Source organism: Shewanella sp. SM74, from assembly GCF_025653725.1.
GTDB lineage: Bacteria > Pseudomonadota > Gammaproteobacteria > Enterobacterales > Shewanellaceae > Shewanella > Shewanella oncorhynchi.
In genome coordinates, this window is the sequence record NZ_JAKKRZ010000012.1 from 24,511 (window position 1) to 48,660 (window position 24,150).

Below are 24,150 nucleotides of genomic sequence, written 5' to 3' on the forward strand. Positions count from 1 at the left end.
TAAAACTTGGCTTACCTTACTCCCATTAACCGTTAGCTTGCGATAACAATTCCAAGCTTGATAGCACTAAATGAATCTAAGTCGCAGCACTAAAACTAAAGTGCAAAAAAACTAAAGTGCAAAAGTGGCAATAGTCTTTTGAATACCCACGACATCCGTACCACGCTTGAGCTCTTTTACTAAAGGCTCACTCTGGCCTGAGATCCAAATTTTAAGCTCGGCATCCATATCAAAATGGCCTGTCGTTTCCACTTCAAAATGGGTAATGGATTTATACGGTATGGAATGATAAGTAACCTTCTTGCCTGTAAGTCCCTGCTTATCAATTAAGATCAGGCGTTTATTGGTGAAAATAAACAAATCGCGGATCACTTTGTAGGCGAGTTTTAATTCTTCTTGAATGCCCATGATAGGCCTTAATTCCTCGGCTAATTCCTGTAAATCAACCTCAGCAGCATTACCGAGTAAACCGTCTAACAATCCCATTTTAACATCCCTTATTATTGATATTATTTTCAATAAGATATCTGCTCATTACCGCATGTGCAATATAAGGCTTTGATGAAAATATGAGAGTGACGCTGGTGAGAGCAACATCAATGAGAGGTAGGCTAGTGTAGGTGCATGGATGTAGCTGAATAGGTGCTAGGAGCATTGCACTCGGGCAATGCTCCTAATGACAAATATTAAAGGTGCTTCTGGCCTCGCACTTGACGGTTTTCACCGACCACCATCATTTCGCATTTAGGGCAGTCGAATACCAACTTGAGCACATCATTGCCGATTTCAAGCACCATAGGATCGGCCTTGATCCCTGGCACTTCTTTCGGACACAGATTGAAGTTAAAACGTAGGCAATGCTTAGTGATCATCAATGGCACGTCTTCGGTGACGCCATTTTTCTCATAGGTATCTTGAATTTCAATCACGCCGTGGCGTTGATAAAAATCCTTAGCCTTTTCGTTGGCAACATTACCTAAGTAACTCAAATGCTTGACGGGATAGACTGCATCTTGATTATGCTTCCACGGCAATGGACGCACATAACCTTGCACACGAGCAGCCTCTAGAGCGGCCACACCATCACGGCGCAGACCATTGAGCACAGACGCAGGCAAGAACCAAGCTTGGGCCGTATCGATACTAATGCTACGAGCAACAAAGTCGGTACTGCCGAGCTTACCCAGCTGAGTACGGGTATTTTGTAAGGTCTTATCGACATCAGTCGCAGGCGTCTTCTCGACCGTTAAATTGACTGTGGCGCTTAGGCCATAGATATCCGTCAATGTCAGTGCGAGTCCTTCTTGGGTGTCGCTCAACCGTAAATCGACGCCGATAATCCGTTTAGAAGATTCTTTAGATAACAGGGCTTCGAAGGCTTGGTTATGGTTACGGTACAAAGTCATGCCGACTTTTAAATCCTTTGGCACCTGCAATATATGCAGTTTTAACCCTTCGGCACGGTTAACCCGCAGGCCTTGCAGCTTGTCATCGGACTGCTTTGCCATGGCAAAATTCGCGGGGAAAAACGCTAAGCCATCGCCGTTATTAAACTCATGGCTAGAGCTCACTTGGATAAAGTCTTTACCTATGCTGACCACTTTACCGACTTCTTCGCCTATGTATTTGGGCGAGCGGAAATCTTTAATTCCTTGGCTACGTTCGTTAACAAAGTAATCTGTGCTGCCACGGTTAAAGGTCTTTTCTGGATCGGGGATAAAAGAATGTTCACAGCGGCCGTGGGACGAAGCCTTAAACTCAGGGCGACGCGCCATAATCGCATCCAGCTTTTGGCGATAATGCGCGGTGACGTTTTTAACGTAACTTAAATCTTTTAGGCGACCTTCAATCTTAAACGAGCGAATACCCGCATCGATGAGCGCTTCGAGGTTTTCGGTTTGGTTATTGTCTTTTAAAGACAATAAATGTTCGTTCTGCGCTAACACATCGCCTTGACGTGTTTTAAGATTGCCCGGCAGGCGGCACATTTGCGAGCATTCACCGCGGTTAGCACTGCGGTTACTAAAGGAATGACTCAAATTACATAAGCCACTGTAAGCCACACACAAAGCACCGTGGATAAAGAATTCGAGCTGCATATTAGTATGCGCGGCGACATCACGGATTTGGCTTAAGCCCAATTCACGGGCAAGCACCACCTGAGAAAAACCAACTTGCTCTAAAAACGCCACTTTTTCTGGGCTGCGGTTATCCATTTGAGTACTGGCATGCAGGGCAATCGGCGGCAAATTGAGCTGCAATACACCCATGTCCTGCACAATCAGCGCGTCAGCACCCGCTTCGTACAATTGCCAAATGAGTTTTTCGGCGTCGGCCAGTTCGTTATCCATCAAAATGGTATTGAGGGCGACGAATACCTGAGCATGGTATTGATGAGCATAAGTACACAGGCGCGCGATATCTTCAACACTGTTACCCGCCGTTGCCCGCGCACCAAATGCAGGACCACCTATGTATACCGCATCGGCACCATGGCGTATGGCTTCGATACCGTAGTCAGCATTTTTTGCAGGCGCCAATAACTCAAGACGGTTATGGACGTGAGAAAGATTCTCGGGAGTGTATATCTCTGGCTGGCTCATGGCTTCACAGACTCAAAATGATCGTTAACGAAAAGGACGGGAGTATAACAAAAACTCAAATACAGCTCTATCAGCAAATCATCAACTAATCCGCTTTACTTTTGTCAGCGAGGATAATGGCACAGCCGATCTTTGGGCCTCACACTTGCACCCTCAAGCCGAGCAGAGTATCTTTGCCCCGCATTGACGAATAGGCACTATTTATGACTGATTTTATTTACCAACCACCGACCACTCCTTGGCTCGATATTCTTTATCAAGATAAAGACATTATCGTCATCAACAAACCTTCAGGATTGTTGTCTGTGCCCGGTCGCGACCCAGCCCATTACGACAGTGTCTATGCCCGGGTAAAAGCAGAGCATCCACATTGCCAAATCGTCCATCGCCTCGATATGGCGACCTCTGGTGTGATAGTTCTCGCCCTTATCCGTAGCGCCGAGCGGGAATTAAAACGTCAGTTCCACGATAGAGAAACCAGCAAGACCTACTTTGCAAGGGTTGCAGGCCATGTCAAAAATGACACTGGCAGCGTTGATTATCCACTGATCTGCGACTGGCCAAATCGCCCTAAACAGAAAGTCGATCATCTTGTTGGCAAACCGTCTTTGACTCACTACCAAGTAATGAGCCGCGCCAAACGCTCAACGCTGGTTAAACTGACGCCAATCACAGGCCGCTCACACCAATTACGGGTGCATATGATGGCGCTAGGACATCCGATCTTAGGTGATGGTTTTTATGCCGACTCACTGGCAAAATCCTTAGCGCCTCGACTATTACTACATGCAGCAGAGCTCACCATCAAACATCCCTACTCGGGTGTCAGTATGACTTTTAGCGCAAAAGTCCCTTTTTGTGAGCCTTTGGGTGAACAATGATCACTAAAATCAAATAATACGGGCAAAATCGGTAGCAATTCCCCATAAAAAAACGTAACTTTATGACAATTCACTACGTTATAGAGAGTTTATTTATGGATACCGCATTTCAGCGCGATCAACTCGATAATCATATCCTCGAAGCCCTAATGCAGGATGCCCGCACACCCTTTGCCGAACTCGCTAAACGCTTTAGCGTTAGCGCCGGCACTATCCATGTTCGGGTAGAAAAGATGAAACAAGCGGGGATCATTACAGGTGCGCAAATCACGGTAAACCCTAAAGCCCTAGGCTATGACGTTTGCTGTTTTATCGGTATCAACCTTAAAAGCGCTGGCGATTACCCCGCCGCTATCGCCAAACTCAACGCTCTCGAAGAAGTCGTCGAAGCCTATTACACCACAGGCAACTACAGCATTTTCGTAAAGGTCATGTGCCAATCCATCGACGGCTTGCAACACGTGCTCATCAATCGCATTCAATCTATCGATGAAATCCAGTCGACAGAAACCTTGATCAGCCTACAAAACCCAATCGTCAGAGCGGTTAAACCTTAAACAGGAAAAACAGCAAACACCTACAAACAACATAACAAATACCAAAGTGTGATTAACATCTTTTTTACCGCAAAAGTGTTAACCATACGATACTTTTGTGTTACAACTTCATTGCTGACACCAAAGAGTGCAGCAAAAACTATAACAATTCAGCTACTGGCACGTTTAATAAAGTGCTGAAAGCATTAATTGACAAGGAAGAAGTTGTGAAGACAAAACTATCGATCGCTATCTCCGCTGCACTACTCTCAAGCGCAGCTATTGCTAACAGTGAATTTACATTTAAACCTTACTCTCCAGAAATAAGCGCGCATGATAAATATACTAAACCGCAAACATCAGCCACTAACCTCGATGCTCCACAACGTTTTATTGTTGAGATGGAATCTCCTGCACTAGCTAAGTATAGAGGTGGCATCGGCAACTTCGCAGCAACAGCTTTAAATTCGAAAAAAGAAAAACTAGATATTCAATCTACTAATGTCAAAAGCTATTCAAGTCACCTAGCTAAAGAGCAAAACGCTTTTGCTAGCAATTTAGCTAAAATTGCGCCAAATGCAAAAGTGGAACGTCATTTCCAAACACTTTTTAACGGTATAACAGTTGTTGGCCAAGGACTAAGCGTTGAAAAAATAGCCAAAATGCCTGGAGTGAAAGCTGTATACCCAGAGGCTATATATGAAACTAGCATGGATGCATCACACCAAGTGATTAATACCCCGGCTATGTGGGAAGCCGTTTCCGGCATGGCTAATGCGGGCAAAGGAATGAAAGTTGCTATTATTGATGGCGGCATTCGTCCGGAAAACCCCATGTTTACCGATGCAGGCTTCACAGCACCCAGCGGTAGTCGACCATCGGATGACTACTGCTCGACTGTCGATGCTTCATTCTGTAACAACAAGCTGATCGTTGCGCGTTGGTCACAGCCAACATCACCTGTGTGTCCTAATGAATACATGAGTCCACTTAGCTATGGTGGTCACGGAACTCACGTTGCAGGTACCGCTGTCGGTAACAAGATATCAACTACTTATAAAGATATTCCCGTTCAACTATCTGGTGTAGCACCAGCAGCTTACCTTATGGTCTACAAGGCTCTTTACAGTAAGCCTGATTGCACAGGCGGAACCGGCTCTAACATCATGTTAATGGAAGCCTTAGAGCATGCTGTTAATGATGGTGCAGATGTAATCAACAACTCATGGGGGGGGAGTGCTGGTAGTGATCCAGCTAGCAGCCCATACAAAACCATGTTTGAAGCTGCAGAAGCTGCGGGTGTTGTTGTAGTTAGCGCTGCCGGTAACGATGGTAATGGTCCTCAAACTATCGGCTGCCCTGCTTGTATTGAATCAGGAATAACTGTTGCTAACACTACAACAGGGCGTTTTTTCGCTAATAGCTTTAATACCGGTGGTGATGATTTACTTGCTATCCCAAGTTCTGATGCAGTGCTTTCAGAAGATATTACCGCTCCAGTGATTGCGGCCGTTAATTTAGATGCTGAAAATGCCAATGGTTGTGATGCCTTTGCTGCGGATTCGTTCAAAGATGGCATTGCATTGATTTCTCGCGGAACATGTAACTTCTCATTAAAAGCCACAAACGCAAAAGCTGCAGGCGCTAAAGCCCTTGTAGTTTATAACAATGCGGCAGGTGCACCAACGACTATGTCTATGCCTGGTGAACCATTCCCTGCTGTCATGATTACGAAAGATGCAGGTTTAGCCGTAATTGAAGCCATGGGAGATGCTGCAACAACAGGTACGATAGTTGCAAAAACTAAACGCATCATGGTTTCTGAACTTGCTGATAACCTAAATAGCACCAGTTCACGCGGTCCTGATGGCAACCAAAATATTCTTAAACCGGATATTGCAGCACCTGGTACCAACATTCTGTCAGCTTTTTCTCCTGATGATGGTGGTGAAGACTTTAATATGATCTCTGGCACCAGTATGGCAAGCCCGCACGTAGCAGGTGCTGCAGCTATGATGCGTCAATTACATCCAGATTGGTCTGCAAACGATATTAAAACTGCTTTAACATCAACAGCTAAATTTGATGATATTTTAGATGATGATGCAACAACACCAGCCACACCATTTGGTATGGGTGCTGGACGCATGGATTTAGATGCTGCAGCCAAAGCTATATTAACGTTCGACAAACCATCAATCGCATCAGACTCTTGTGTTGGTCCATGTACTTTCACTCGAACGGTATATAACAAGAGTGATGCAAAAACATCTTGGAACTTATCAACTTCATCCGATAGTACAGGTATAACAGTATCACCTTCTAGCTTAGAACTTGCCGCAGGAGCCTCTGCCATGTTTACTGTAACCGTTGACTCAACTTTCGCAGAATATGGTGAGTGGATTTTTGGTAATGTAATGATAAGCAGCACCGAAGGACTGCAAGATGCTCACTTACCTTTGGCTGTGTTAGCTAAAGAGTCAAGTGATGCCTCACTGATTTCGACTATGAGCAAGAAAACCGAACTTAACGCAACCGATGCGATTCCAATATCAGTTGTGATTAACAATAACTCATTTGACAGTACAGTGACTATTACAGCGCAAGCACCAGAAGGCACGAAACTAACATCGAAAGATGATGTAAAAGTTAGCTTAGCTGGCGCGACGCAAAATGGTTTACAAATCAACGAAGATATAGGCAACATTACTTGGGTTGGATCACTTAATCTTCCTAAAATGACGACAACTAAGGGCTCTGCTGGTTTCCCAAGCATAGTGAGTCTAGGGGTCAAACCAATTACTTGTCCAGAAGGTTGTGATGAACAAGCGTTCACCTTTACTGTGCCTAGCTTTAAATACAATGGGGTTAGCTATTCCAGCATCACTATGTCTGACAATGGTCTAGCGATTGTTGGAGGTGGAAGTGCAAGTGGTACATTTGCGAACAAAAAGCTACCTGATGGCAGCAACCCAAATAACATTTTAGCGCCCTTCTGGTCAGATTTTGATTTATCAGATAAATCTGCTGGCGATACTGGCGGTGGTGACTTAGCCGTTGGTGTATTCACAGATGATGATGGAGTTAAATGGTTAGCTTTAGAGTGGAATAAAGGCCAACTCTATGGTGATACATCAAATACACCTTATACGTTTAGCATTTGGATTAAAACAGGTGATACTGAAGAGGTTGTATTCAATTACATAAATATTCCAAATATGCCTTCAAACGTCACTATCGGCGCTGAAAATATAGGCGGAACAATTGGAACAACTTACCACTTTAATGGTGAAGGTGATTCGGTTGTAACAGGTAATACATTGACGCTGAAAAACACAACGGCAGGTAATGTTACTATCGACTATCTGGCTAAAGCGACAGAATTCTCCTTTGGCACTGGCGATATGGCAGAAGCTACAGAAGAAACCTCAATAGAAATTGATTTGCTCGCAAATGATATCAATCCAGATCAAAAAGTTGCTCGCGCATCAATCACAGGCAATGGCATAACCGCCAATGCACAGCGTGTTTTGGATATTGCTCCTGTAGGTACATTGTCTAAAGCAACTGTAGTAGACGCACCTGCCAATGGTGCTGTCACTATCAGTGAAGCTGGCATTGCGACTTATCAGCCTAAGAAAGACTTCTTTGGCACCGATAGCTTCACTTACAGCGTCGAAGATGCCGATGGCAACGTATCAAAAGCGACTAAAGTGACTGTGACAGTTGCTAATGTCAATGATGCACCAACTGTCGCCCCAACAGGAGAAACCTTGCCTACAGGCCAAAAAATCACCGTCATGTCAAATGCTAAAGATGTCGATGGCGATGCACTCACCTATATTTGGACACAGACATCAGGTCCTACAGTGACTTTTGATCCTGCAGCAAAAAATATTAGCTTTACCCCAAAAGAGCAGGGAACCTATACATTTACTGTTATTGCGAATGATGGCACATTAAACAGTAATACTGGTGAAGTGACTGCGGTTGCTGCACCAAATAAAAATACAGACAATGGAGGAGGTTCACTCGGTTGGCTAACCGCCTTATTGTTACCACTGGCGGCAATGCGTCGTCGTATGAAGTAACGAGTTGTTGACAGTAAAAAGGGAGCCTTAATGGCTCCCTTTTTCTATTACGCTCTAAAGAAATATGTCTAGGAACGCAGGCCTATTCCGCGCGAGACTAAGTAATACGCTAAGGTCCAAAGTGCGACGCAGAAACCGATCATAATGGCAATGGATAATGGCACGCTGATATCGGCGAAGCCTAAAAAGCCGTAGCGGAACACGTTGATCATATAGACCACAGGGTTAAGTGCCGACACGCCTTGCCAAAATGGGGGCAAGAGTGACAGGGAGTAAAATACGCCGCCAAGGTAAGTTAATGGGGTAAGCACAAAGGTGGGGATGATACTAATGTCGTCGAAGCTTTTAGCAAAAACAGCGTTAATTAAGCCACCCAATGAAAATAACACTGAAGTTAAAAACACTGTCATCACCACTAAACCTGCATGATGTAAGCTAATGTCGACAAAGAACATGGCCACTAACGTCACTATCAGGCCAACACACAAACCGCGCGCCACGCCGCCACCTACGTAGCCAGCAATCAGCACATAATGGGGCACAGGTGCCACCATCAACTCTTCTAAATTACGTTGAAACTTGGCACTGTAAAATGAGCTAGCGACATTCGAGTAAGAGTTAGTGATCACCGACATCATGATCAAACCAGGGGCGATAAACTCCATATAAGATACGCCGCCCATTTCTCCAATCCGGCTGCCGACTAAGTTACCAAAAATCAAAAAATACAAGGTCATGGTAATCGCTGGCGGGACTAAGGTCTGGATCCAAATTCGCGTAAAACGATTAATCTCTTTACTTAAAATACTTTTAAAGGCAATAAAGTAGAGCTGATTCATGCTGAGGCTCCCTGAGTTTTCTTCACGAGTTCGACGAAGAGTTCTTCTAACCGATTAGACTTGTTACGCATCGATAGCACTTCAATATTAGCTGCGCTCAATTGGCTAAAGACATCGTTAAGATTATGCTCTTTCGCTACATCCACCTCTAAGGTATGAGAGTCGGTTAAGCGACAAGCCATGCCATCGAGCACGGGAGCCGTTTCAGTATCGCGACGAAGATCGAGAATAAAAGTCTCCATATTCAGCTTACTCAGCAACGCCTTCATGCTAGTGCATTCCACTAAAATACCTTTATCGATAATGCCAATATTACGGCAAAGCATTTCCGCTTCTTCAAGGTAATGAGTGGTCAGGATGATCGTCACGCCCTGCTGGTTAATTTGTTTGAGAAACTCCCACATAGAGCGGCGCAGTTCAATATCCACACCTGCGGTAGGTTCATCTAAAATCAATAATTTAGGTTCGTGCATCAGAGCGCGCGCAATCATTAACCGTCGCTTCATGCCGCCGGATAATTCCCGCGAAGGGCTATTGCGCTTTTCCCACAGATCCAGTTGGCTTAAGTATTTTTGGGCACGCTCAAGGGCGATAGGTTTTGGCACACCATAGTAACCCGCTTGATTCACCACAATTTGCAGCACGGTTTCAAACTGGTTGAAGTTAAACTCTTGTGGTACTAAACCAATGCAGAGCTTGGCGTGTTCTAGCTGCTTATCAATATCATAATCAAAGACTTTGACCGTACCAGAACTCTTCTGCACTAAGGAGCTAATAATACCAATCGTGGTGGATTTACCCGCACCATTGGGGCCGAGCAAGGCAAAGAAATCCCCTTGATTGACGGTAAGGCTGATGCCTTTGACCGCTTCGACGCCGCCTTTATAGGTTTTTTTAAGCCCTTCGAGTACCAGAGCATGGGTAATATTCGCCATATTTGTACCGATCCTTACACATTAGAAAGTAATAAGATGGTGCTAAAAAACACAATTACAATGATGGGTTGCAGAACTAACGCAAAAAAAATAGCTAATTGATTGAAAAACCAATCTTTAATGATTCAATTATTTATACTATTTTTTATATAGCCGTAAAAAGCAAAACTCCCGCCTGTTGCGGGAGTTTTAAACGATATCGGACACTTAATCGAGTGGCACGACTTTGGCGATATAAGGTAGATTGCGATACTGCTCGGCATAATCAATACCATAACCTACGATAAACTCATCAGGGATAGTAAAACCGATAAAATCGACCTTCACATCCACTTCACGACGCTCAGGTTTATCCAACAGGGTGCACAGCGCAAGACTCTTAGGCTCGCGCAACAACAGCATTTCGCGCACTTTACTTAACGTATTACCTGAGTCAATCAAGTCTTCCACAATCAGCACATCGCGACCGGCGATATCTGATTGCACATCTTTCAGCACTTTCACATCCCGTGAGCTGGTCATAGTATTGCCATAACTGGAAACCGACATAAAATCGATTTCAACATGGCCTTTAATGCGGCGACACAGGTCAGCCATAAAGACCACAGAGCCTTTTAACAAGCCTACCATCAGCAGACGTTCACTGTGGGCATAATGGGCATTGATTAGCTCGGCCATTTGATCCAATTTCTGGCTTATCTCTTCAGCAGAGATCATCACTTCGGTGGTGTGTTTCATATAAGTCTCAATTGTCGAGGTCGCGGTTAGACTGTTTGTCATAACCCCAGCGACTCGTTAATGCATGGTCAACGCCCAAATGATCGAGAATTCGAGCGACCATGAAGTCTACCAGATCTTCTACCGATTTGGGATTGTGATAAAAGCCGGGTGCAGCGGGCATAATGGTCGCGCCAAGGCGAGAAAGGCTTAACATATGCTCTAAGTGTATGGCACTAAAAGGAGTTTCCCTCGGTACTAGGATAAGTTGGCCGCGCTCTTTAATCACCACATCGGCGGCGCGTTCGAGTAAATTATTACTCATTCCGGTAGCAACTGCCGCTAACGTCCCCGTTGAGCAAGGACAAATCACCATTTGTTTAGGTGCAGCGCTACCCGATGCAGGCGGTGAAAACCACTCATCTTTGCCTAATACCACTAACTCGCCAGCAATAATCACGCCTTTTTCGTGCAGCAAAGCCAACAGCTGGGCATGGGCTTTGTCACTGTTGGCGCTTAACTGTAAGCCGTGTTCCGTCGCCAATACCACTCGAGCGGCACTAGAGATCATCAAAAACACTTGATATCCCGATACCAACAGACACTCGAGTAACTTAAGCCCATAGGGAGCACCCGAGGCGCCCGTCCAAGCTAAGCTAATCGCCTTAGTCGACTTTGCGTAGGCCATCTTAGCTAACCTGCTCTACAGTTGAAGCCTGTTCTAATGCGGCCAGCAGCTTCTTATGTAACCCACCAAAACCACCGTTACTCATCACCACTATGGTGTCGCCTGCTTTGGCGGTTGCTGCGACTTTCGCGACCACATCATCAATTTGATGTAACACAGTCACAGGGATCACCGCCGCTTCCATAGCTTCTTTCATATTCCAGTCGATGGTATCGGCTTGATATAAAAAGGCTTCGTCGGCTTGCATCATAGAAAAAGCTAAGGTGTCTTTATGGACACCGCTCTTCATGGTATTTGAGCGCGGCTCGAGTACCACAGTAATCTTGCTCTGCCCAACCTTAGCCCGCATGCCTTTTAACGTGGTCGCAATGGCCGTCGGATGGTGGGCAAAATCGTCATATACGCTCACACCGTTAACGGTTCCGAGTAATTCGAGTCGACGCTTAGGTGGCATAAACTTAGCTAAAGCTTCAATTGCAGCACTCGGCTTAACGCCCACGTGGCGTGCGGCAGCAATAGCCATCATGGCGTTTTCAATATTGTGTTGACCAATCAAATCCCATTCGAGAATGCCTTGAGATTCGCCATCAAAAAATACTTCAAAGCGATGGCAATCATCACTTAACGCTTTGCCATACCAACCGCTGGTCGATTCGGTTAAATGATAGGTTTCTTGCTCACTCCAACAACCCATATCAATCGTTTGCTTAACGGCATGGGAATCGGCGGGCCAAATGATCTTGCCTTCACCAGGAACGGTGCGAACTAAGTGGTTAAACTGTTTTTGAATCGCAGCCAGATCGGCAAAAATATCGGCATGATCGAACTCAAGATTGTTGATCACTAAGGTACGCGGATGATAATGCACGAATTTCGAACGTTTATCGAAGAAGGCACTGTCGTATTCGTCGGCCTCAACCACAAAGAAAGCGGTCTTACCTAAACGTGCCGACACACCAAAGTTTTGCGGTACGCCACCGATTAAGAACCCAGGCTCATAACCACAATCATCTAAAATCCAGGCTAACATGCTAGATGTCGAGGTTTTACCGTGAGTGCCAGACACTGCCAGCACCCAACGCTCTGGCAAAATATGATCGGCTAAAAACTGCGGGCCAGAGGTATAAGGGATGCCAATGTTCAACACAGCTTCCACACAAGGATTACCCCGGCTCATGGCATTACCAATGACAACTAAGTCAGGATAGTGCCCAGCTTCACCCAGCTGGCTAGGATCAAAACCTTGAATAAGCTCAATGCCTTGGTCCTCTAGTTGCGTGCTCATTGGAGGATAGACATTGGCATCCGAGCCCGTCACTCTGTGCCCTTTTGCCCTAGCCAATAACGCTAGACCACCCATGAAGGTTCCACAAATCCCTAAAATATGTACGTGCATACCGCTCGCTCTGATGTGTTGAATTCACCGCCATTCTAATCCATCGGGCGACAGATTGGCAGGTAACAATCAGGGAAAAGCACAGCAATCACAAATGACAGTTTCAAAATCAGTAGATTTCACATTTGAACTGCAGAACTGAGATTTTTAGATAACAGGTCAACTAACACAAGGCCGAAAACTGTCGCAATGCAGGTACTAACGTAAGTCACGGTAGAGCTGAGCGTGCTGGCTACGGTGCCGACTAAATAAGAATTGACGTAACGCTTCGCGCTCTTCGGTTTCAGCCTGAAACTTAACGAAGGCCAGACCTTTCTCGCTACGAATAGGCTCGATATCGACGCGCATAGTCTCGCCATTGGGCAGTTGTAATTGCAGATCTTTACTGCCTAACAATTGCTTAAATTGCTGCTGTGATTTAGCACGGATGGCCATGCCAGAACTGGATAACGAGGCAACAGACCATTGCTCACCTTGATCGTGGTCGAATATCCACACATCATCGGCCTGGGTTAACCGCCAACTGCGCTCCACTCCCGAGGCATCTAGCACTTCAGGCACACCTAAAGTGGGTTGAAACTGTCCAAAGTCATCCACTTTCATCAGTAGTGGAAACCAGAGTTTATAGGGCCCGACTTCGGCCAATAGAGTGAGTTTTGCCTTACCGAGAATCGAAGCGATAACTTGCGGCACTTCAGTTGTGACTGTGAGCACGTGATTGACTAGGGGATCGTTAGTCAAGGCGGTGCCCACACGAGTCGGCGAAAAAAGTTCGCTAAAACAAGCAAGCTCCTCCGCGGATAATCGAGGTTCATCCATCATGATAAGTCCTCCCGAGTTAAATTCCTTCCCCCAAAAAGTACCACCAAAGTATGGGATTGTACATTTTTACACCAAAACAGTGGCAAAAAACGGAATATAGGCTAGCAAGGCTAAATTCAAGACACTATTAGCCATTTGCGCTATTTAACTTGGAAAATGCAGTGGATTGTTATTCCTCGCTTTTTAAACTGCTGGAAGGTGGAGCAAACAAGATACGCAGTCGTTGTTTAACACTCAATCCTGTCGCTGTGACCTCTGCAAACATGTCTCGCCATTCACTAAAAGTCACTTTAAAGGGATTAAAACTATTCACTGGCTTAGTGATGCCGTAAATCACAGTCTCCACTTCGGGCTCAAAGGTACCAAACAGCTTGTCCCAAATAATCAGCACGCCCGCATAGTTTTTATCTATATATTGAGGATTACGACCGTGGTGCACCCTGTGATGTGACGGTGTATTGAAGACCCATTCCAGCGGTCCGAGTGATTTAATCGCTTGGGTATGCACAAAAAATTGCAATCCCAGATTGAGTAATACCACAAACACCACCCAGTTTGGATCGAAACCTATGACCACCAGCGGTAACCAAAATACCCACATGCCTGCAAAGGGATACATTAAACTCTGACGAAACGCAGTGCTAAAATTCATATTCTCAGAGCTATGGTGCACCACGTGAGCCGCCCACATCCAGCGGACTCTGTGGCTCGCCCTGTGGAACCAGTAATAACAAAAGTCCTGCGCAACCATCAAGGCAATAAAGCTCAATGGGCCCATTTCAATATCGAATAACTTCCAACCAAACATCGCCAAATACAGCTTATCGATCAGCAAACCAGTGAGTAAATCAGCACCTTGATGCATGGCCGCGAGGCTGAAATTACACAGCACTTCTTGGCCGCGATAACGTGCACTTAACGGTAGCCTTTGTCTTTTATCGCCAAAGTACCATTCCAGCAAAATACACACGAAAAACAAAGGTGCGAGCACTAGCAGTAACAGCTCTGGGTGCTGGATCAGCGAGGCGATATCCATATAAGATCATCCTGTTCTATTTTTATTTTATGGTTATTTTTATTGTTACTTTTATAAAAATTCTGACTACATTCTATAAACCGCATTCAACGCCACAACGTAGGCAGCTGCGGTCCGTTAGTCGCCGTTAGCTACCAACGGGCATAATGATCTTCGGCGAGTCCTAGAACATTATTTAACTGGTAACTGTGCCCTTGATTATCGGTAATCGTGCCACTGAAATGACCGATGAATTGGCGGAAATTACTCTTAAGCAAGAGCAAATTACGCTTTTCACTGCGACAATTGCGCGCCGCAAACTGCAAATCCACTTGGCCATTTTGACTGTGGACTCGCCAAACCTCGGCGCCGAGCGTGGCATGGCGATCAAACTCAAATTGCACTGGTCCGAGTAAATGACGCTCGCCATTAATCCAGAAGACATTTTCAGTAGCGCCAGTTTCATTGACACCCGCCGCTAAATTAAGCCCCATTATGCCCTCATGGATCCGCGCGTTGATCGACGCCCAGCGCCAACTGGTATCACGGCGCATGTAACCCGCTGAAAAGTCATAGCCTGCTAAAGCTTGATTCAGCGGCTGCGGCTCATGACCCACAGTCAAACTACCTTTAACGGTCAAACCATTATGCTTTTGTGTGTAAGTCCAGCCGTTGTATCCAGTAGGACTACACATAGCCATAGGCAAACTTAAGGGGGCTGAGTGTAAAGTCACATCGGCTTGAATATTTTTAGTATCAATCACTAACCGCCAACCGCCCTCTACAATCTCAAAGCTTAACTGCGCCCCTTTACGGCCAATACTACTTCGGCCCTCGGCGGGCGATGGCGTCATCTGATAGCCAAACCTCAAAGGTTTTAACCAATCAAGCTGGATGAGTGTGTTGGTTTTTATGTCGTATAAATAACAAAAAGCACTGCCGACGTAGGCAATATCGGCAAGCGCGATGCCTAGGACATAACGCGGCGTGACCAAAGAGACAAACTGAAATTGTTTATAATCGAAATGCTTAGCCCACGCTGAAGCAGGTTTATCCATAGTATCGAAATAGGCAAAGTCCGCTAAACCTAAGGTTTTGACTATGCCATCGAAATGACCGAAATGGGGTAACCCCTTCGGATTGATCAGGCTATCTGGGGCGATTTGCGTTGCTATCGTTAACATGACTAAGCCTTACAAAAAGGACGCGGGAGCATCTATGCTCTCTCATTCTAAACATCGAATTTTTACTCTAACCTGTCCCCCATTGCATTAAAAGAGTGCAAGGATAAAATGTTGTCATTTTGTTGCCAGCCAGTATTCGGTTTAATGTTTTAAATTCCTTGTTTGTAAAACGATTAAAGCGCCTAAAGGCGCTTTAATCGTTGGATAAGGAAAGATTAGAATCGGTAGCTAATACCAAAGTTGATCCCCTGTAATTCAAGCTCTTTCATCGGGATATATTGGTATTCCAAATTCAAACCGAATCCTGACTTAAATCGATATTGCCAGCCTGCAGCGCCATAAAAACCGACATCATCTGAGTCCATATCTTGTTTATCTATCTCATAGCTGACTTGAGTGTAAGCAGCGCCTAATTTGGCATACAGGCTGTTACCACGAGACAAAGCATACTCACCGTAAGCGGCAGTTCTAACACCTTAGTAACGTAAATCTTTTATCTCACTGATGACGCTAACAAGCGCACTCGCCACCCCACCTGAACCCGCTAAATAACCCGCCTCAAACCCAAAATGCTCGTTGAGCATATAGCGGTAATATAAGTCGCTGGTTAAGGTGTCACCCGCATCATATTTACCGTTCTTAGTTTCAAATTCTTGGGTACCGTAACCTAAACTACCACCCAGTATATGGGCAGAATCGCCCGCGAGCGCATTGGAGCTCATCATGCCTGACGCCAGCATCAGGCCAACAAATAACGAAGTGAATGATATTTTTTCCATATTTAACCTGCCTTCCATGCCTTGTAACTATGCGAATAAATGATGTGAATGCACAGAAAACACGGATGTGAATAATGAGCACAAGATATTAGCAATAAAAGCTGTACCTCAACTGAATCACGGTGTTCTGTGGCATCAAAAGTGATTTCTGGTATGCTGTAGCCACTTTTACTTGTACGAGAGATCCCATGAAACGGCTATTACTGACCTTGACTTTCCCCCTGCTGTTCGCGGGCTGTGCCAGCCAAAATCCGACTCATATGGCTTTCAGCCCTCAAGTGCCCAATATCAGCCAACAAACGGCGCAACTTGTACCTATCGCTCTTGAAACGGTAGATACACGCACAGTCGATTATGTTGCTCGTTTTATTGAAGAAGGGACAAAAACACGTTTAGTTGGCCCGAGCGAACCGCCTAAACTGTTACTCGATGAAGTATTCCGCGCAGGTTTTGCTCAAGCGGGCTACCAAATCGACCCAAGCGCAACTAATTCAGTGCAAATTCAATTAGAAGAATTGCAAATGGATATCACTAAAAAGACCTTTGGCTATGAGGCAAAACACAGTGTGTTAATCGCAGTTCAAGCCAAAAATTCCACCCAAGAGCTGGTAAAACGCTATAAAGCCAAAGGCACTTTAAAAGGTCCTTTAACGCCCGATTTTGCAACCTTAGAACTGGATATGAACAAATTGCTCGGCCAACTTACCGGCGAGATTCTAAACGATCCTGAGCTTAATCAGTTTCTACAAAAATAACAGCGTCAGTTTATTATAAGGAAATCAATATGCTCCGTTGGATATCAGCCCTCTTACTCATCTTTATGAGTCATCATAGCCTCGCACTCGACATTCAGGCCGATACCTTGTATCCCAGAGTCGAATTTGATACTAGCTTAGGCAAAATAGTGGTCGAGCTAGATAGAACTCGTGCACCAATCACTGTCGATAACTTTTTAACTCATGTCGTTAAAGGCGAATACGACAACACAATATTTCACCGCGTGATCAGTGACTTTGTGGTGCAAGGCGGCGGACTCACCCCCAAGTATGAAGAGCTCCCCGAGGGTAAGCCGATAGTCAACGAATCAGGAAATGGCCTAACAAATAGCATGGGCACTATCGCCATGGCACGTGAAAACGAGCCGCACTCAGCCACTCGTCAGTTCTACTTTAACGTAGCCGACAACACTAAGCTCGACCCCTCTAAACGTCGTTGGGGTTATGCCGTATTTGGTGAAGTGATTGAAGGTAAAACCGTCCTCGAAGCTATGGCTGTCGTTGAGACAGGGACTAACACTAAGCTCAATTGGCCCGATGTTCCTGTTACCCCTATCATATTGAAAAAAACCAAATTATTACCAAAACAGTAATCAAAATATAATTTCGAGCAAAAGCGCTAATTTTGCATCTATACTGTGATAGTAAACAGAAAGGAGGCAAACGATGACGGCAACTGAGTTCATCGATAATAAAGCGCCCCAACTCGCCTTCTATGGAAAAGCGTTTTTGAGTGAAGAACTCGACTTCCATGAAGTGCAACTTTACTTATGGGACACGTTAGAAGAATGGCAGCAACTGAATTCGACTGGCGAAGCGCAAACGGAAACTGAAAAAGTGTTTTGGCACTTGCTCCACAGCTTTAACAGGTGGCCTGACTGTGTGATCCGCGGTAATCAATATCTGCGTAAGCAAGTAAATGATTGCTGTGACTACCTGAGTTTAGGCGGCCGAGTGCCGCAGGGATGCATCGGGATAAGACCTTAAGTTCAGCATTCCTATCGATAAAAAATGGCCCTGTAATAGGGCCTTTTTTATTTCGTAAACCAATTCCTCGTGTGTACATTATTACGCTCTCCTTACTATCAAGATCTATGCTAGCGATAAAGATAAGCGGTAAACTTTTAGCTACAAGCAGTTAACTCTCGAGCCATATTCAACCATCTTATAGTGCTAAACGGGACTCCAAAGTAAAAGGAATACCATTAGCCCTTGAACCCTATGGCACCTTACCCGTAAGCTAAGCGGATTAAACACTTAGACTCATGCCTATGTCCGCAACAGGTTTTATTCAACGTACACTCGATGCCCTCAGTGTCTATTATCACAAGCGGGTTTTGATCCTGTTATTACTGGGTTTTTCTGCTGGTCTACCATTAATGCTGGTATTTTCAACGTTATCCTTTTGGTTGCGTGAAGCTGGTGTTGATCGCACTTCAATCGGTTATTTCAGCTGGATAGCCTTAGCCTATGCGTTTAAATGGGCTTGGTCACCCTTAGTCGATCGGCTTTCATTGCCGCTGCTAACTCGATTTCTAGGCCGCCGCCGTAGCTGGATGCTGTTCGCTCAGTTGTTATTGGTTGGTGCCATCTTAGGCATGTCTTTTAGTGACCCTCTCAAAGATCTCGAGCGCTTGGCACTGTTCGCATTAATGGTCGCCTTTGCCTCAGCCACTCAAGATATTGTTATTGATGCCTTTCGGATTGAATCAGCCCCAGAAAAGATGCAAGCCGCACTAGCAGCGGCCTATCAAGTGGGTTATCGCAGCGCCATGATTATCGCCACCGCAGGCGCACTCACCATAGCGGCTTGGGTTGAACCCGGTAACACAGCATACAACTTAGTGGCATGGCAAACTTCTTACCTGATTATGGCAGGATTGATGTCTGTTGGGATTTTGACCACGCTTTTTAGCCGCGAACCCGAAGTCGATACCCGCGCCGCCGATGCCACTGAATTAGCGCTAAAACAACGCTTAAGTGCACGTTATCCTAGAATTATCGCAGCGGGCATATCTTGGGTATATACGGCCAGTATTTTACCCTTTATCGACTTTTTCAAACGCTATGGCCGCAGCGCTATCCTTATCTTATTACTGATTTCTTGCTACCGGATCTCGGATATTGTAATGGGGATTATGGCGAACGTCTTTTATGTGGACATGGGATTCACTAAGGAAGAAATTGCCTATTTGAGTAAAATCTATGGCCTGATCATGACCTTAGTCGGCGCAGCCTTCGGCGGTGTTTTGTTAGCTCGCTTCGGAACTATGAAAATCCTTTTCCTCGGTGCCTTACTGGTTGCCGTAACCAATCTGCTATTCGCATGGCAGGCAGTGATTGGCTACAACGTGCCCTTTTTAACCTTTGCTATTTCCGTGGATAACTTCAGCGCTGGGATAGCCACGGCGGCATTTATAGCCTATCTCTCGAGTCTCACTAGCAACGGCTACAGTGCAACGCAATATGCCTTACTGTCTTCGATTATGTTGCTTTTCCCTAAATTTATCGCGGGCTTCTCGGGCGCTTATGTCGACGCATTTGGTTATGTGAACTTCTTTGTCGCCGCCAGTGTTATTGGCTTTCCGGTGTTGTTTTTGGTTGTCTTAGTCAACAAGTATGCGCCGCATCCAAGCACATCATTAATGGATGATTCATCAAAAAGTGCACCAACAAAATCGGATTAAGGTCTCATAGCACTTATGTCATCAATATAAAAAAGCCCTCACACCTTAGTGTGAGGGCTTTTACATTTAAAGACGAAATGGCAAACGCGATACTGCATCACGTTAAACCAATTCTGCTCGATTAATCTTTAAAGTTATCAAATTGGAAAGGCTGGCCTAACTCAGACTCACGTGCCAACGCCATGACAGCTTGTAAATCGTCACGTTTTTTACCTGTAACTCGTACTTTCTCGCCCTGAATAGACGCTTGCACTTTAAGTTTGCTGTCTTTAATTAGCTTGACCAGTTTTTTAGCAATTAAGGTTTCTATACCTTCTTTAAACTTCACTTTTAGGGAGAAGGTTTTACCGCTGTGGATGGCTTTCTCATCGACTTCCATCGAAGACGGATCCACATTACGTTTGCTCAGTTGCATACGTAAAATGTCCACTAATTGTTGGCATTGGAAGTCATCTTCAGCGGTTAACGTGACCACATGATCCTTATATTCCACGTCAGCCGTTTTACCGCGAAAATCGAAACGTGTCGCCAGCTCACGCTTAGTATTATCAACCGCATTACGCAGTTCAACTTCATTCACTTCTGACACAATATCCATTGAAGGCATAGTTTTTATGTCCCATATCAAATTAATATGCAGCTAGTTTACCCACACACAAGCCTAAGTTGAAGGTAAAGCCTAGAATAAAAGCGTAATCATGGGTGACTTTAGCTACGCATTTTCCTATCATTGCCCCACTCTAAGCTAATACAAACATATTTGTGATAACTAAAAATACCCTATTTAAGCTGGCTTTAGCCGTAGCCTTTGTCGTGATCAGTTATCTGGTATTTTCCAGACCAACCTATTCGCAAAGTATTCCGAATATCGACAAGGTAGGCCATCTTGGGAGCTTTTTTTGCCTCTCCTATCTCACCTATCTTGCTTTCAAACCTAAGTGGTATTGGTTATCTCTCACACTGGCAAGCTACGCCATTTTAATTGAGTTAGTGCAATCACGTTTGCCCTACCGTAGCGCTTCTGTGGGTGATGTTATTGCCGACTTTTCGGGTATTGCACTGTTTTACTTTTGCAATTGGGCCTATGGCAAATACTTCCGCGCAGCGCAATTACGAGAAGATTAACTCAGGCGCTTCAAGCTGGTACTGATGACCGATACCTTAAGGCTACACATATGACTCATGCTGTGAACATAAATCGCGTGGTGGATATTGCGATTTTAGGTGCTGGTGCCGTTGGGCAGCTTATTTGCCACCAACTGACTACAGCGGGCATGGGTGTTGGTCTTATCGGCCGCGATTCAATTGCATCTATACAGCAGACACTTAGCGTCACTCCATTAGCGCCAGCCAATGATAATCAACAGAAAACACACGCACTCCAGTATTCTGTGCCTATCTTAGCGGCCAATGCGCTCGATAATATCCGCCTCGTGATTGTCTGCGTCAAAGCCTATCAAGTGCTCGATGCACTTTTGCCCTTACTTAACCAACTGCCCAGACAATGCCACATTTTGTTGTTACACAATGGAATGGGACCCCATTTAGCCCTAGCGCCGCTAATTGATGCGCAAGCTGATAGCAGAGGGTTAAGCCTAGGGACAACTTCTCAAGGGGTGTTACGTCAAGCCAGTTGGCAAATTAGGCAAACGGGACAAGGGCTAACTCAATTTGGGCATTTTGCAGGTACAGAGCTCACTGAGCATTATCGCAATGCTTTACTGACGGCTATCCCCAACAGTGAATGGGTGGATGCCATTGTGCCTTGTCTATGGCAGAAACTCGCCGTTAATGCCGCGATTAATCCGCTTACAGCACTATATCAATGCCCTAATGGCATACTCGCTGAGCCAGATTTTAATGGCATGATTAAAGGCATTCTCGACGAGTTAGTCACGGTTGCCACACTCGAGGGCGTGCCTCTCGATAAACAATTGTTACACGACAGGGTCTATCAGGTGATCCGCCTCACTGCGGGGAATTTCTCATCGATGCACCAAGATATTGCACACCAAAGACGAACTGAAATAGACCAAATTAATGGTTATATCTGTGAGCGTGCACGAGCGCACGGTTTAAGTGCGCCAGTTAATGCTGACCTCTGGGCGCGCGTCAAACAGCTAGAAGCTTAAGCAAGAAAACTCACATAACAAAACTAAATATAACATTATGTTTAATTTATATAATTTTTAATTTTTTGCTAAATCCTCACTTTTTATTTACCGCATTAAAACGCGAATCCCCCTAGTGCCATACTCACTCGGCTTTTGCCGCACTCATGCTAGTCAAGCAAATTTAACTTGCACCAATGATACGCACCAAATCAGGGCAGATTAACTTTGCTTTGCACCGTTTTGCATCAAAATTTTAAGCTATTTCGGTGCGTTTTAATGTTAACGCAATGATAATAAATGCTTTATCTATATGGCCTAATTCCTGCTTTATTCCAATAAATTGAGTCTACAGCTTGTTGGAGAGAAAATTGAAACTGGTCACCGCAATCATTAAACCGTTCAAATTAGACGATGTACGTGAAGCCTTAACTCAGCTCAGCGTCCATGGCATGACAGTCACTGAAGTACGCGGTTTTGGCCGCCAAAAGGGCCATACGGAATTGTATCGTGGTGCTGAATATGCAGTGGACTTTTTACCTAAGATTAAACTCGAAGTTGCCATTCATTCCGATCAAGAAGATGCCGTTATTGATGCCATTATTGCTGCAGCCCATACGGGCAAAGTGGGTGATGGCAAAATCTTTGTGACTTCGTTAGAACAAGTGGTGCGCATTCGCACTTCGGAAGAAGGAGTTGATGCCTTATGATGCTAGTGAGCTTCAGACTCAGTATTAAATACCTATTGATATTATTCAGTATATTGACGACGAACGCCGTCGCCGATGATGGTCAATTTAGCGCTGCAAATACGGCGTGGATCTTAAGCTCATCCGCATTAGTGTTGTTGATGACCCTGCCAGGATTAGCCTTATTTTACGGCGGATTAGTTCGCAGTAAAAACGTGCTTTCAATATTGATGCAATGCTTCTCTATTGCCGCCCTAGTGTCAGTTTTATGGTTCGGGCTAGGTTATTCACTCGCATTCGACACAGGTAACAGTTTCATCGGTGGCTTAGACAAAGCACTACTGTCAGGTATTGGTCGCGATAGTCTTAGCGGGGATATTCCCGAGCCGCTGTTTATGCTATTTCAAATGACCTTTGCCATCATAACGCCAGCCTTAATCATCGGTGGTTTTGCCGAGCGAATGAAGTTTTCAGCTGTTCTTATCTTTTCAGGTGCTTGGTTATTACTGGTTTATGCGCCGATCACCCACTGGGTTTGGGGCGGTGGCTGGTTAGCACAGCTAGGACTGTATGATTTCGCGGGCGGAACCGTGGTGCATATCACCGCAGGGGTTGCTGCGCTCGTGGCCGCTAAAGTGCTAGGTCCACGCAAAGGATTTTTAAACTCGGCCATTATGCCGCACAACCTGACGATGACAGTCACAGGTGCGGGCATGCTGTGGGTGGGTTGGTTCGGTTTTAACGGTGGCAGTGCGCTCGGCGCTAACGGCACCGCAGCCATGGCGATTCTAGCCACTCATCTCGCCGCTTCTATGGGCGCGATGACATGGGCGGCAATTGAGTGGATTAAGTTTGGTAAACCCAGCGCCCTTGGCATAGTCACAGGCATGGTAGCGGGCTTAGGCACTATCACGCCCGCCTCAGGTTATGTTGGCCCAGCAGGCGCCTTAGTCATAGGTTTACTCGGTGGAATCGTGTGTTTTTACTCAACGGTTTATATCAAACAGAAACTTAAAATCGATGACTCCTTAGACGTTTTCCCCGTGCACGGCGTCGGCGGTATTCTTGGTACTCTTTTGGCAGGAGTCTTTAGCTCGACCCAATTAGGCGTTTTTAGCGGCTACGGTTTTGCGACGATGAACAACACTATGATAGACCAACTTGGGGTACAGATTATCGGGGTTGCGGCGACATTCACTTATACTGCGGTGGTCACTTGGTTGCTGTTTGTGATCATCCGTAAGCTACTTGGCGGCCTTCGCGTCAGCACAGAACAAGAAGTTAACGGCTTAGATTTATCGGAACACGAAGAAACGGGTTATAGCCTTTAATCAGAACCTCGAGCCTGAACCTTTAGTTAAGACAGTTGAATAGCCATAAGGGTACCAAGGCGCCCTTATG

The 24,150-nt window shown here is 45.3% G+C and carries 22 protein-coding genes and 1 pseudogene; 11 read left to right on the top strand and 12 right to left on the bottom strand.

All coding sequences use genetic code 11. From position 1 onward, the window contains the following. Nucleotides 1-111 precede the first annotated feature (111 nt). A complete protein-coding gene (locus L5M49_RS13455) occupies nt 112-486 on the bottom strand; it encodes a PH domain-containing protein (RefSeq protein ID WP_105250128.1) in 375 nt (124 codons plus the stop codon). A 200-nt stretch (nt 487-686) separates the two neighbouring features. Then, nucleotides 687-2,603: a peptidase U32 family protein gene (locus L5M49_RS13460; protein WP_173497295.1), complete on the bottom strand. Its 1,917-nt coding sequence runs from the start codon at nt 2,601-2,603 to the stop codon at nt 687-689. 203 nt (nt 2,604-2,806) lie between these two features. On the opposite strand from L5M49_RS13460, the gene rluA reads away from it, so the two are divergent. From rluA to L5M49_RS13475, 3 genes are all read left to right on the top strand, one after another. Continuing rightward, nucleotides 2,807-3,484 carry a bifunctional tRNA pseudouridine(32) synthase/23S rRNA pseudouridine(746) synthase RluA gene (gene rluA / locus L5M49_RS13465; protein WP_263266253.1) on the top strand — a complete coding sequence of 226 codons (678 nt, stop codon included), beginning with the start codon at nt 2,807-2,809 and terminating at the stop codon, nt 3,482-3,484. Between the two features lie 95 nt (nt 3,485-3,579). Then, nucleotides 3,580-4,041, top strand: a complete 462-nt coding sequence (gene asnC / locus L5M49_RS13470) for a transcriptional regulator AsnC (protein ID WP_006080290.1) — start codon at nt 3,580-3,582, stop codon at nt 4,039-4,041. Between the two features lie 206 nt (nt 4,042-4,247). Continuing rightward, nucleotides 4,248-8,111 (top strand): S8 family serine peptidase, encoded by a 3,864-nt coding sequence (locus tag L5M49_RS13475; RefSeq protein WP_263266254.1) that lies wholly within the window; start codon nt 4,248-4,250, stop codon nt 8,109-8,111. 68 nt (nt 8,112-8,179) lie between these two features. Here the strand turns inward: L5M49_RS13475 and L5M49_RS13480 are convergent, their stop codons facing one another. The 9 genes and pseudogenes from L5M49_RS13480 to L5M49_RS25275 all read right to left on the bottom strand — a co-directional run bounded on the left by L5M49_RS13480 (nt 8,180) and on the right by L5M49_RS25275 (nt 16,447). Then, nucleotides 8,180-8,950, bottom strand: coding sequence for an ABC transporter permease (locus tag L5M49_RS13480; protein ID WP_006080287.1), 771 nt, complete (start codon nt 8,948-8,950; stop codon nt 8,180-8,182). Then, nucleotides 8,947-9,885, bottom strand: a complete 939-nt coding sequence (locus L5M49_RS13485) for an ABC transporter ATP-binding protein (protein WP_219254477.1) — start codon at nt 9,883-9,885, stop codon at nt 8,947-8,949. Before L5M49_RS13485 ends, L5M49_RS13480 begins: the two co-directional genes overlap by 4 nt. Nucleotides 9,886-10,092: 207 nt before the next feature. Beyond that, nucleotides 10,093-10,623: a hypoxanthine phosphoribosyltransferase gene (hpt, locus tag L5M49_RS13490; RefSeq protein ID WP_028761726.1), complete on the bottom strand. Its 531-nt coding sequence runs from the start codon at nt 10,621-10,623 to the stop codon at nt 10,093-10,095. Nucleotides 10,624-10,630: 7 nt separating this feature from the next. Then, nucleotides 10,631-11,290: a flavin prenyltransferase UbiX gene (locus L5M49_RS13495; protein ID WP_028761725.1), complete on the bottom strand. Its 660-nt coding sequence runs from the start codon at nt 11,288-11,290 to the stop codon at nt 10,631-10,633. A 1-nt stretch (nt 11,291) separates the two neighbouring features. Beyond that, nucleotides 11,292-12,686: a UDP-N-acetylmuramate:L-alanyl-gamma-D-glutamyl-meso-diaminopimelate ligase gene (gene mpl, locus L5M49_RS13500; RefSeq protein WP_263266255.1), complete on the bottom strand. Its 1,395-nt coding sequence runs from the start codon at nt 12,684-12,686 to the stop codon at nt 11,292-11,294. 198 nt (nt 12,687-12,884) lie between these two features. Further along, the gene (locus L5M49_RS13505; protein ID WP_006080282.1) at nt 12,885-13,508 is read right to left on the bottom strand and encodes a hypothetical protein; all 624 of its coding nucleotides are present in this window, start codon (nt 13,506-13,508) and stop codon (nt 12,885-12,887) included. A gap of 169 nt (nt 13,509-13,677) precedes the next feature. Then, nucleotides 13,678-14,544 (bottom strand): sterol desaturase family protein, encoded by an 867-nt coding sequence (locus L5M49_RS13510; protein ID WP_263266256.1) that lies wholly within the window; start codon nt 14,542-14,544, stop codon nt 13,678-13,680. Between the two features lie 131 nt (nt 14,545-14,675). Beyond that, entirely contained in the window at nt 14,676-15,707 is a 1,032-nt protein-coding gene (locus tag L5M49_RS13515) for a DUF2804 domain-containing protein (protein ID WP_263266257.1), read from the bottom strand. Nucleotides 15,708-15,922: 215 nt separating this feature from the next. Continuing rightward, nucleotides 15,923-16,447: pseudogene (locus tag L5M49_RS25275) on the bottom strand (porin family protein). 227 nt (nt 16,448-16,674) lie between these two features. Here L5M49_RS25275 and L5M49_RS13530 point away from each other — a divergent pair. The 4 genes from L5M49_RS13530 to L5M49_RS13545 all read left to right on the top strand — a co-directional run bounded on the left by L5M49_RS13530 (nt 16,675) and on the right by L5M49_RS13545 (nt 19,949). Then, nucleotides 16,675-17,241, top strand: coding sequence for a YajG family lipoprotein (locus L5M49_RS13530; protein ID WP_105250136.1), 567 nt, complete (start codon nt 16,675-16,677; stop codon nt 17,239-17,241). Between the two features lie 29 nt (nt 17,242-17,270). After that, nucleotides 17,271-17,855 carry a peptidylprolyl isomerase gene (locus L5M49_RS13535; RefSeq protein WP_263266259.1) on the top strand — a complete coding sequence of 195 codons (585 nt, stop codon included), beginning with the start codon at nt 17,271-17,273 and terminating at the stop codon, nt 17,853-17,855. A gap of 73 nt (nt 17,856-17,928) precedes the next feature. Beyond that, on the top strand, nt 17,929-18,249 hold the full coding sequence (locus tag L5M49_RS13540; RefSeq protein WP_028761869.1) for a hypothetical protein: 321 nt from the start codon (nt 17,929-17,931) through the stop codon (nt 18,247-18,249). Nucleotides 18,250-18,533: 284 nt separating this feature from the next. Then, on the top strand, nt 18,534-19,949 hold the full coding sequence (locus L5M49_RS13545) for an AmpG family muropeptide MFS transporter (protein WP_105250137.1): 1,416 nt from the start codon (nt 18,534-18,536) through the stop codon (nt 19,947-19,949). A 121-nt stretch (nt 19,950-20,070) separates the two neighbouring features. Here the strand turns inward: L5M49_RS13545 and L5M49_RS13550 are convergent, their stop codons facing one another. Further along, a complete protein-coding gene (locus L5M49_RS13550) occupies nt 20,071-20,556 on the bottom strand; it encodes a YajQ family cyclic di-GMP-binding protein (protein WP_006080274.1) in 486 nt (161 codons plus the stop codon). A 155-nt stretch (nt 20,557-20,711) separates the two neighbouring features. Between L5M49_RS13550 and L5M49_RS13555 the strand changes: the two genes are divergently transcribed. The 4 genes from L5M49_RS13555 to L5M49_RS13570 all read left to right on the top strand — a co-directional run bounded on the left by L5M49_RS13555 (nt 20,712) and on the right by L5M49_RS13570 (nt 24,080). Continuing rightward, nucleotides 20,712-21,074 (top strand): VanZ family protein, encoded by a 363-nt coding sequence (locus L5M49_RS13555; RefSeq protein ID WP_105250138.1) that lies wholly within the window; start codon nt 20,712-20,714, stop codon nt 21,072-21,074. Between the two features lie 50 nt (nt 21,075-21,124). Then, nucleotides 21,125-22,081: a ketopantoate reductase family protein gene (locus L5M49_RS13560; protein ID WP_263266260.1), complete on the top strand. Its 957-nt coding sequence runs from the start codon at nt 21,125-21,127 to the stop codon at nt 22,079-22,081. Between the two features lie 350 nt (nt 22,082-22,431). Next, complete coding sequence (locus L5M49_RS13565) at nt 22,432-22,770, top strand: P-II family nitrogen regulator (RefSeq protein ID WP_105250140.1); 339 nt, start codon at nt 22,432-22,434, stop codon at nt 22,768-22,770. Continuing rightward, nucleotides 22,767-24,080, top strand: coding sequence for an ammonium transporter (locus L5M49_RS13570; RefSeq protein ID WP_263266261.1), 1,314 nt, complete (start codon nt 22,767-22,769; stop codon nt 24,078-24,080). Before L5M49_RS13565 ends, L5M49_RS13570 begins: the two co-directional genes overlap by 4 nt. Nucleotides 24,081-24,150 lie beyond the last annotated feature (70 nt).

Excerpts from the sequence above, each read along its gene's own strand:
- L5M49_RS13530 (WP_105250136.1), top strand. The coding sequence starts at position 16,675 with ATGAAACGGCTATTACTGACCTTGACTTTCCCCCTGCTGTTCGCGGGC.
- L5M49_RS13495 (WP_028761725.1), bottom strand. The coding sequence starts at position 11,290 with ATGGCCTACGCAAAGTCGACTAAGGCGATTAGCTTAGCTTGGACGGGC.
- L5M49_RS13460 (WP_173497295.1), bottom strand. The coding sequence starts at position 2,603 with ATGAGCCAGCCAGAGATATACACTCCCGAGAATCTTTCTCACGTCCAT.
- L5M49_RS13570 (WP_263266261.1), top strand. The coding sequence starts at position 22,767 with ATGATGCTAGTGAGCTTCAGACTCAGTATTAAATACCTATTGATATTA.
- rluA (WP_263266253.1), top strand. The coding sequence starts at position 2,807 with ATGACTGATTTTATTTACCAACCACCGACCACTCCTTGGCTCGATATT.
- L5M49_RS13515 (WP_263266257.1), bottom strand. The coding sequence starts at position 15,707 with ATGTTAACGATAGCAACGCAAATCGCCCCAGATAGCCTGATCAATCCG.
- L5M49_RS13545 (WP_105250137.1), top strand. The coding sequence starts at position 18,534 with ATGTCCGCAACAGGTTTTATTCAACGTACACTCGATGCCCTCAGTGTC.
- L5M49_RS13480 (WP_006080287.1), bottom strand. The coding sequence starts at position 8,950 with ATGAATCAGCTCTACTTTATTGCCTTTAAAAGTATTTTAAGTAAAGAG.
- L5M49_RS13455 (WP_105250128.1), bottom strand. The coding sequence starts at position 486 with ATGGGATTGTTAGACGGTTTACTCGGTAATGCTGCTGAGGTTGATTTA.
- hpt (WP_028761726.1), bottom strand. The coding sequence starts at position 10,623 with ATGAAACACACCACCGAAGTGATGATCTCTGCTGAAGAGATAAGCCAG.
- L5M49_RS13485 (WP_219254477.1), bottom strand. The coding sequence starts at position 9,885 with ATGGCGAATATTACCCATGCTCTGGTACTCGAAGGGCTTAAAAAAACC.
- asnC (WP_006080290.1), top strand. The coding sequence starts at position 3,580 with ATGGATACCGCATTTCAGCGCGATCAACTCGATAATCATATCCTCGAA.
- L5M49_RS13505 (WP_006080282.1), bottom strand. The coding sequence starts at position 13,508 with ATGATGGATGAACCTCGATTATCCGCGGAGGAGCTTGCTTGTTTTAGC.
- L5M49_RS13550 (WP_006080274.1), bottom strand. The coding sequence starts at position 20,556 with ATGCCTTCAATGGATATTGTGTCAGAAGTGAATGAAGTTGAACTGCGT.
- L5M49_RS13535 (WP_263266259.1), top strand. The coding sequence starts at position 17,271 with ATGCTCCGTTGGATATCAGCCCTCTTACTCATCTTTATGAGTCATCAT.
- mpl (WP_263266255.1), bottom strand. The coding sequence starts at position 12,686 with ATGCACGTACATATTTTAGGGATTTGTGGAACCTTCATGGGTGGTCTA.
- L5M49_RS13540 (WP_028761869.1), top strand. The coding sequence starts at position 17,929 with ATGACGGCAACTGAGTTCATCGATAATAAAGCGCCCCAACTCGCCTTC.
- L5M49_RS13510 (WP_263266256.1), bottom strand. The coding sequence starts at position 14,544 with ATGGATATCGCCTCGCTGATCCAGCACCCAGAGCTGTTACTGCTAGTG.
- L5M49_RS13560 (WP_263266260.1), top strand. The coding sequence starts at position 21,125 with ATGACTCATGCTGTGAACATAAATCGCGTGGTGGATATTGCGATTTTA.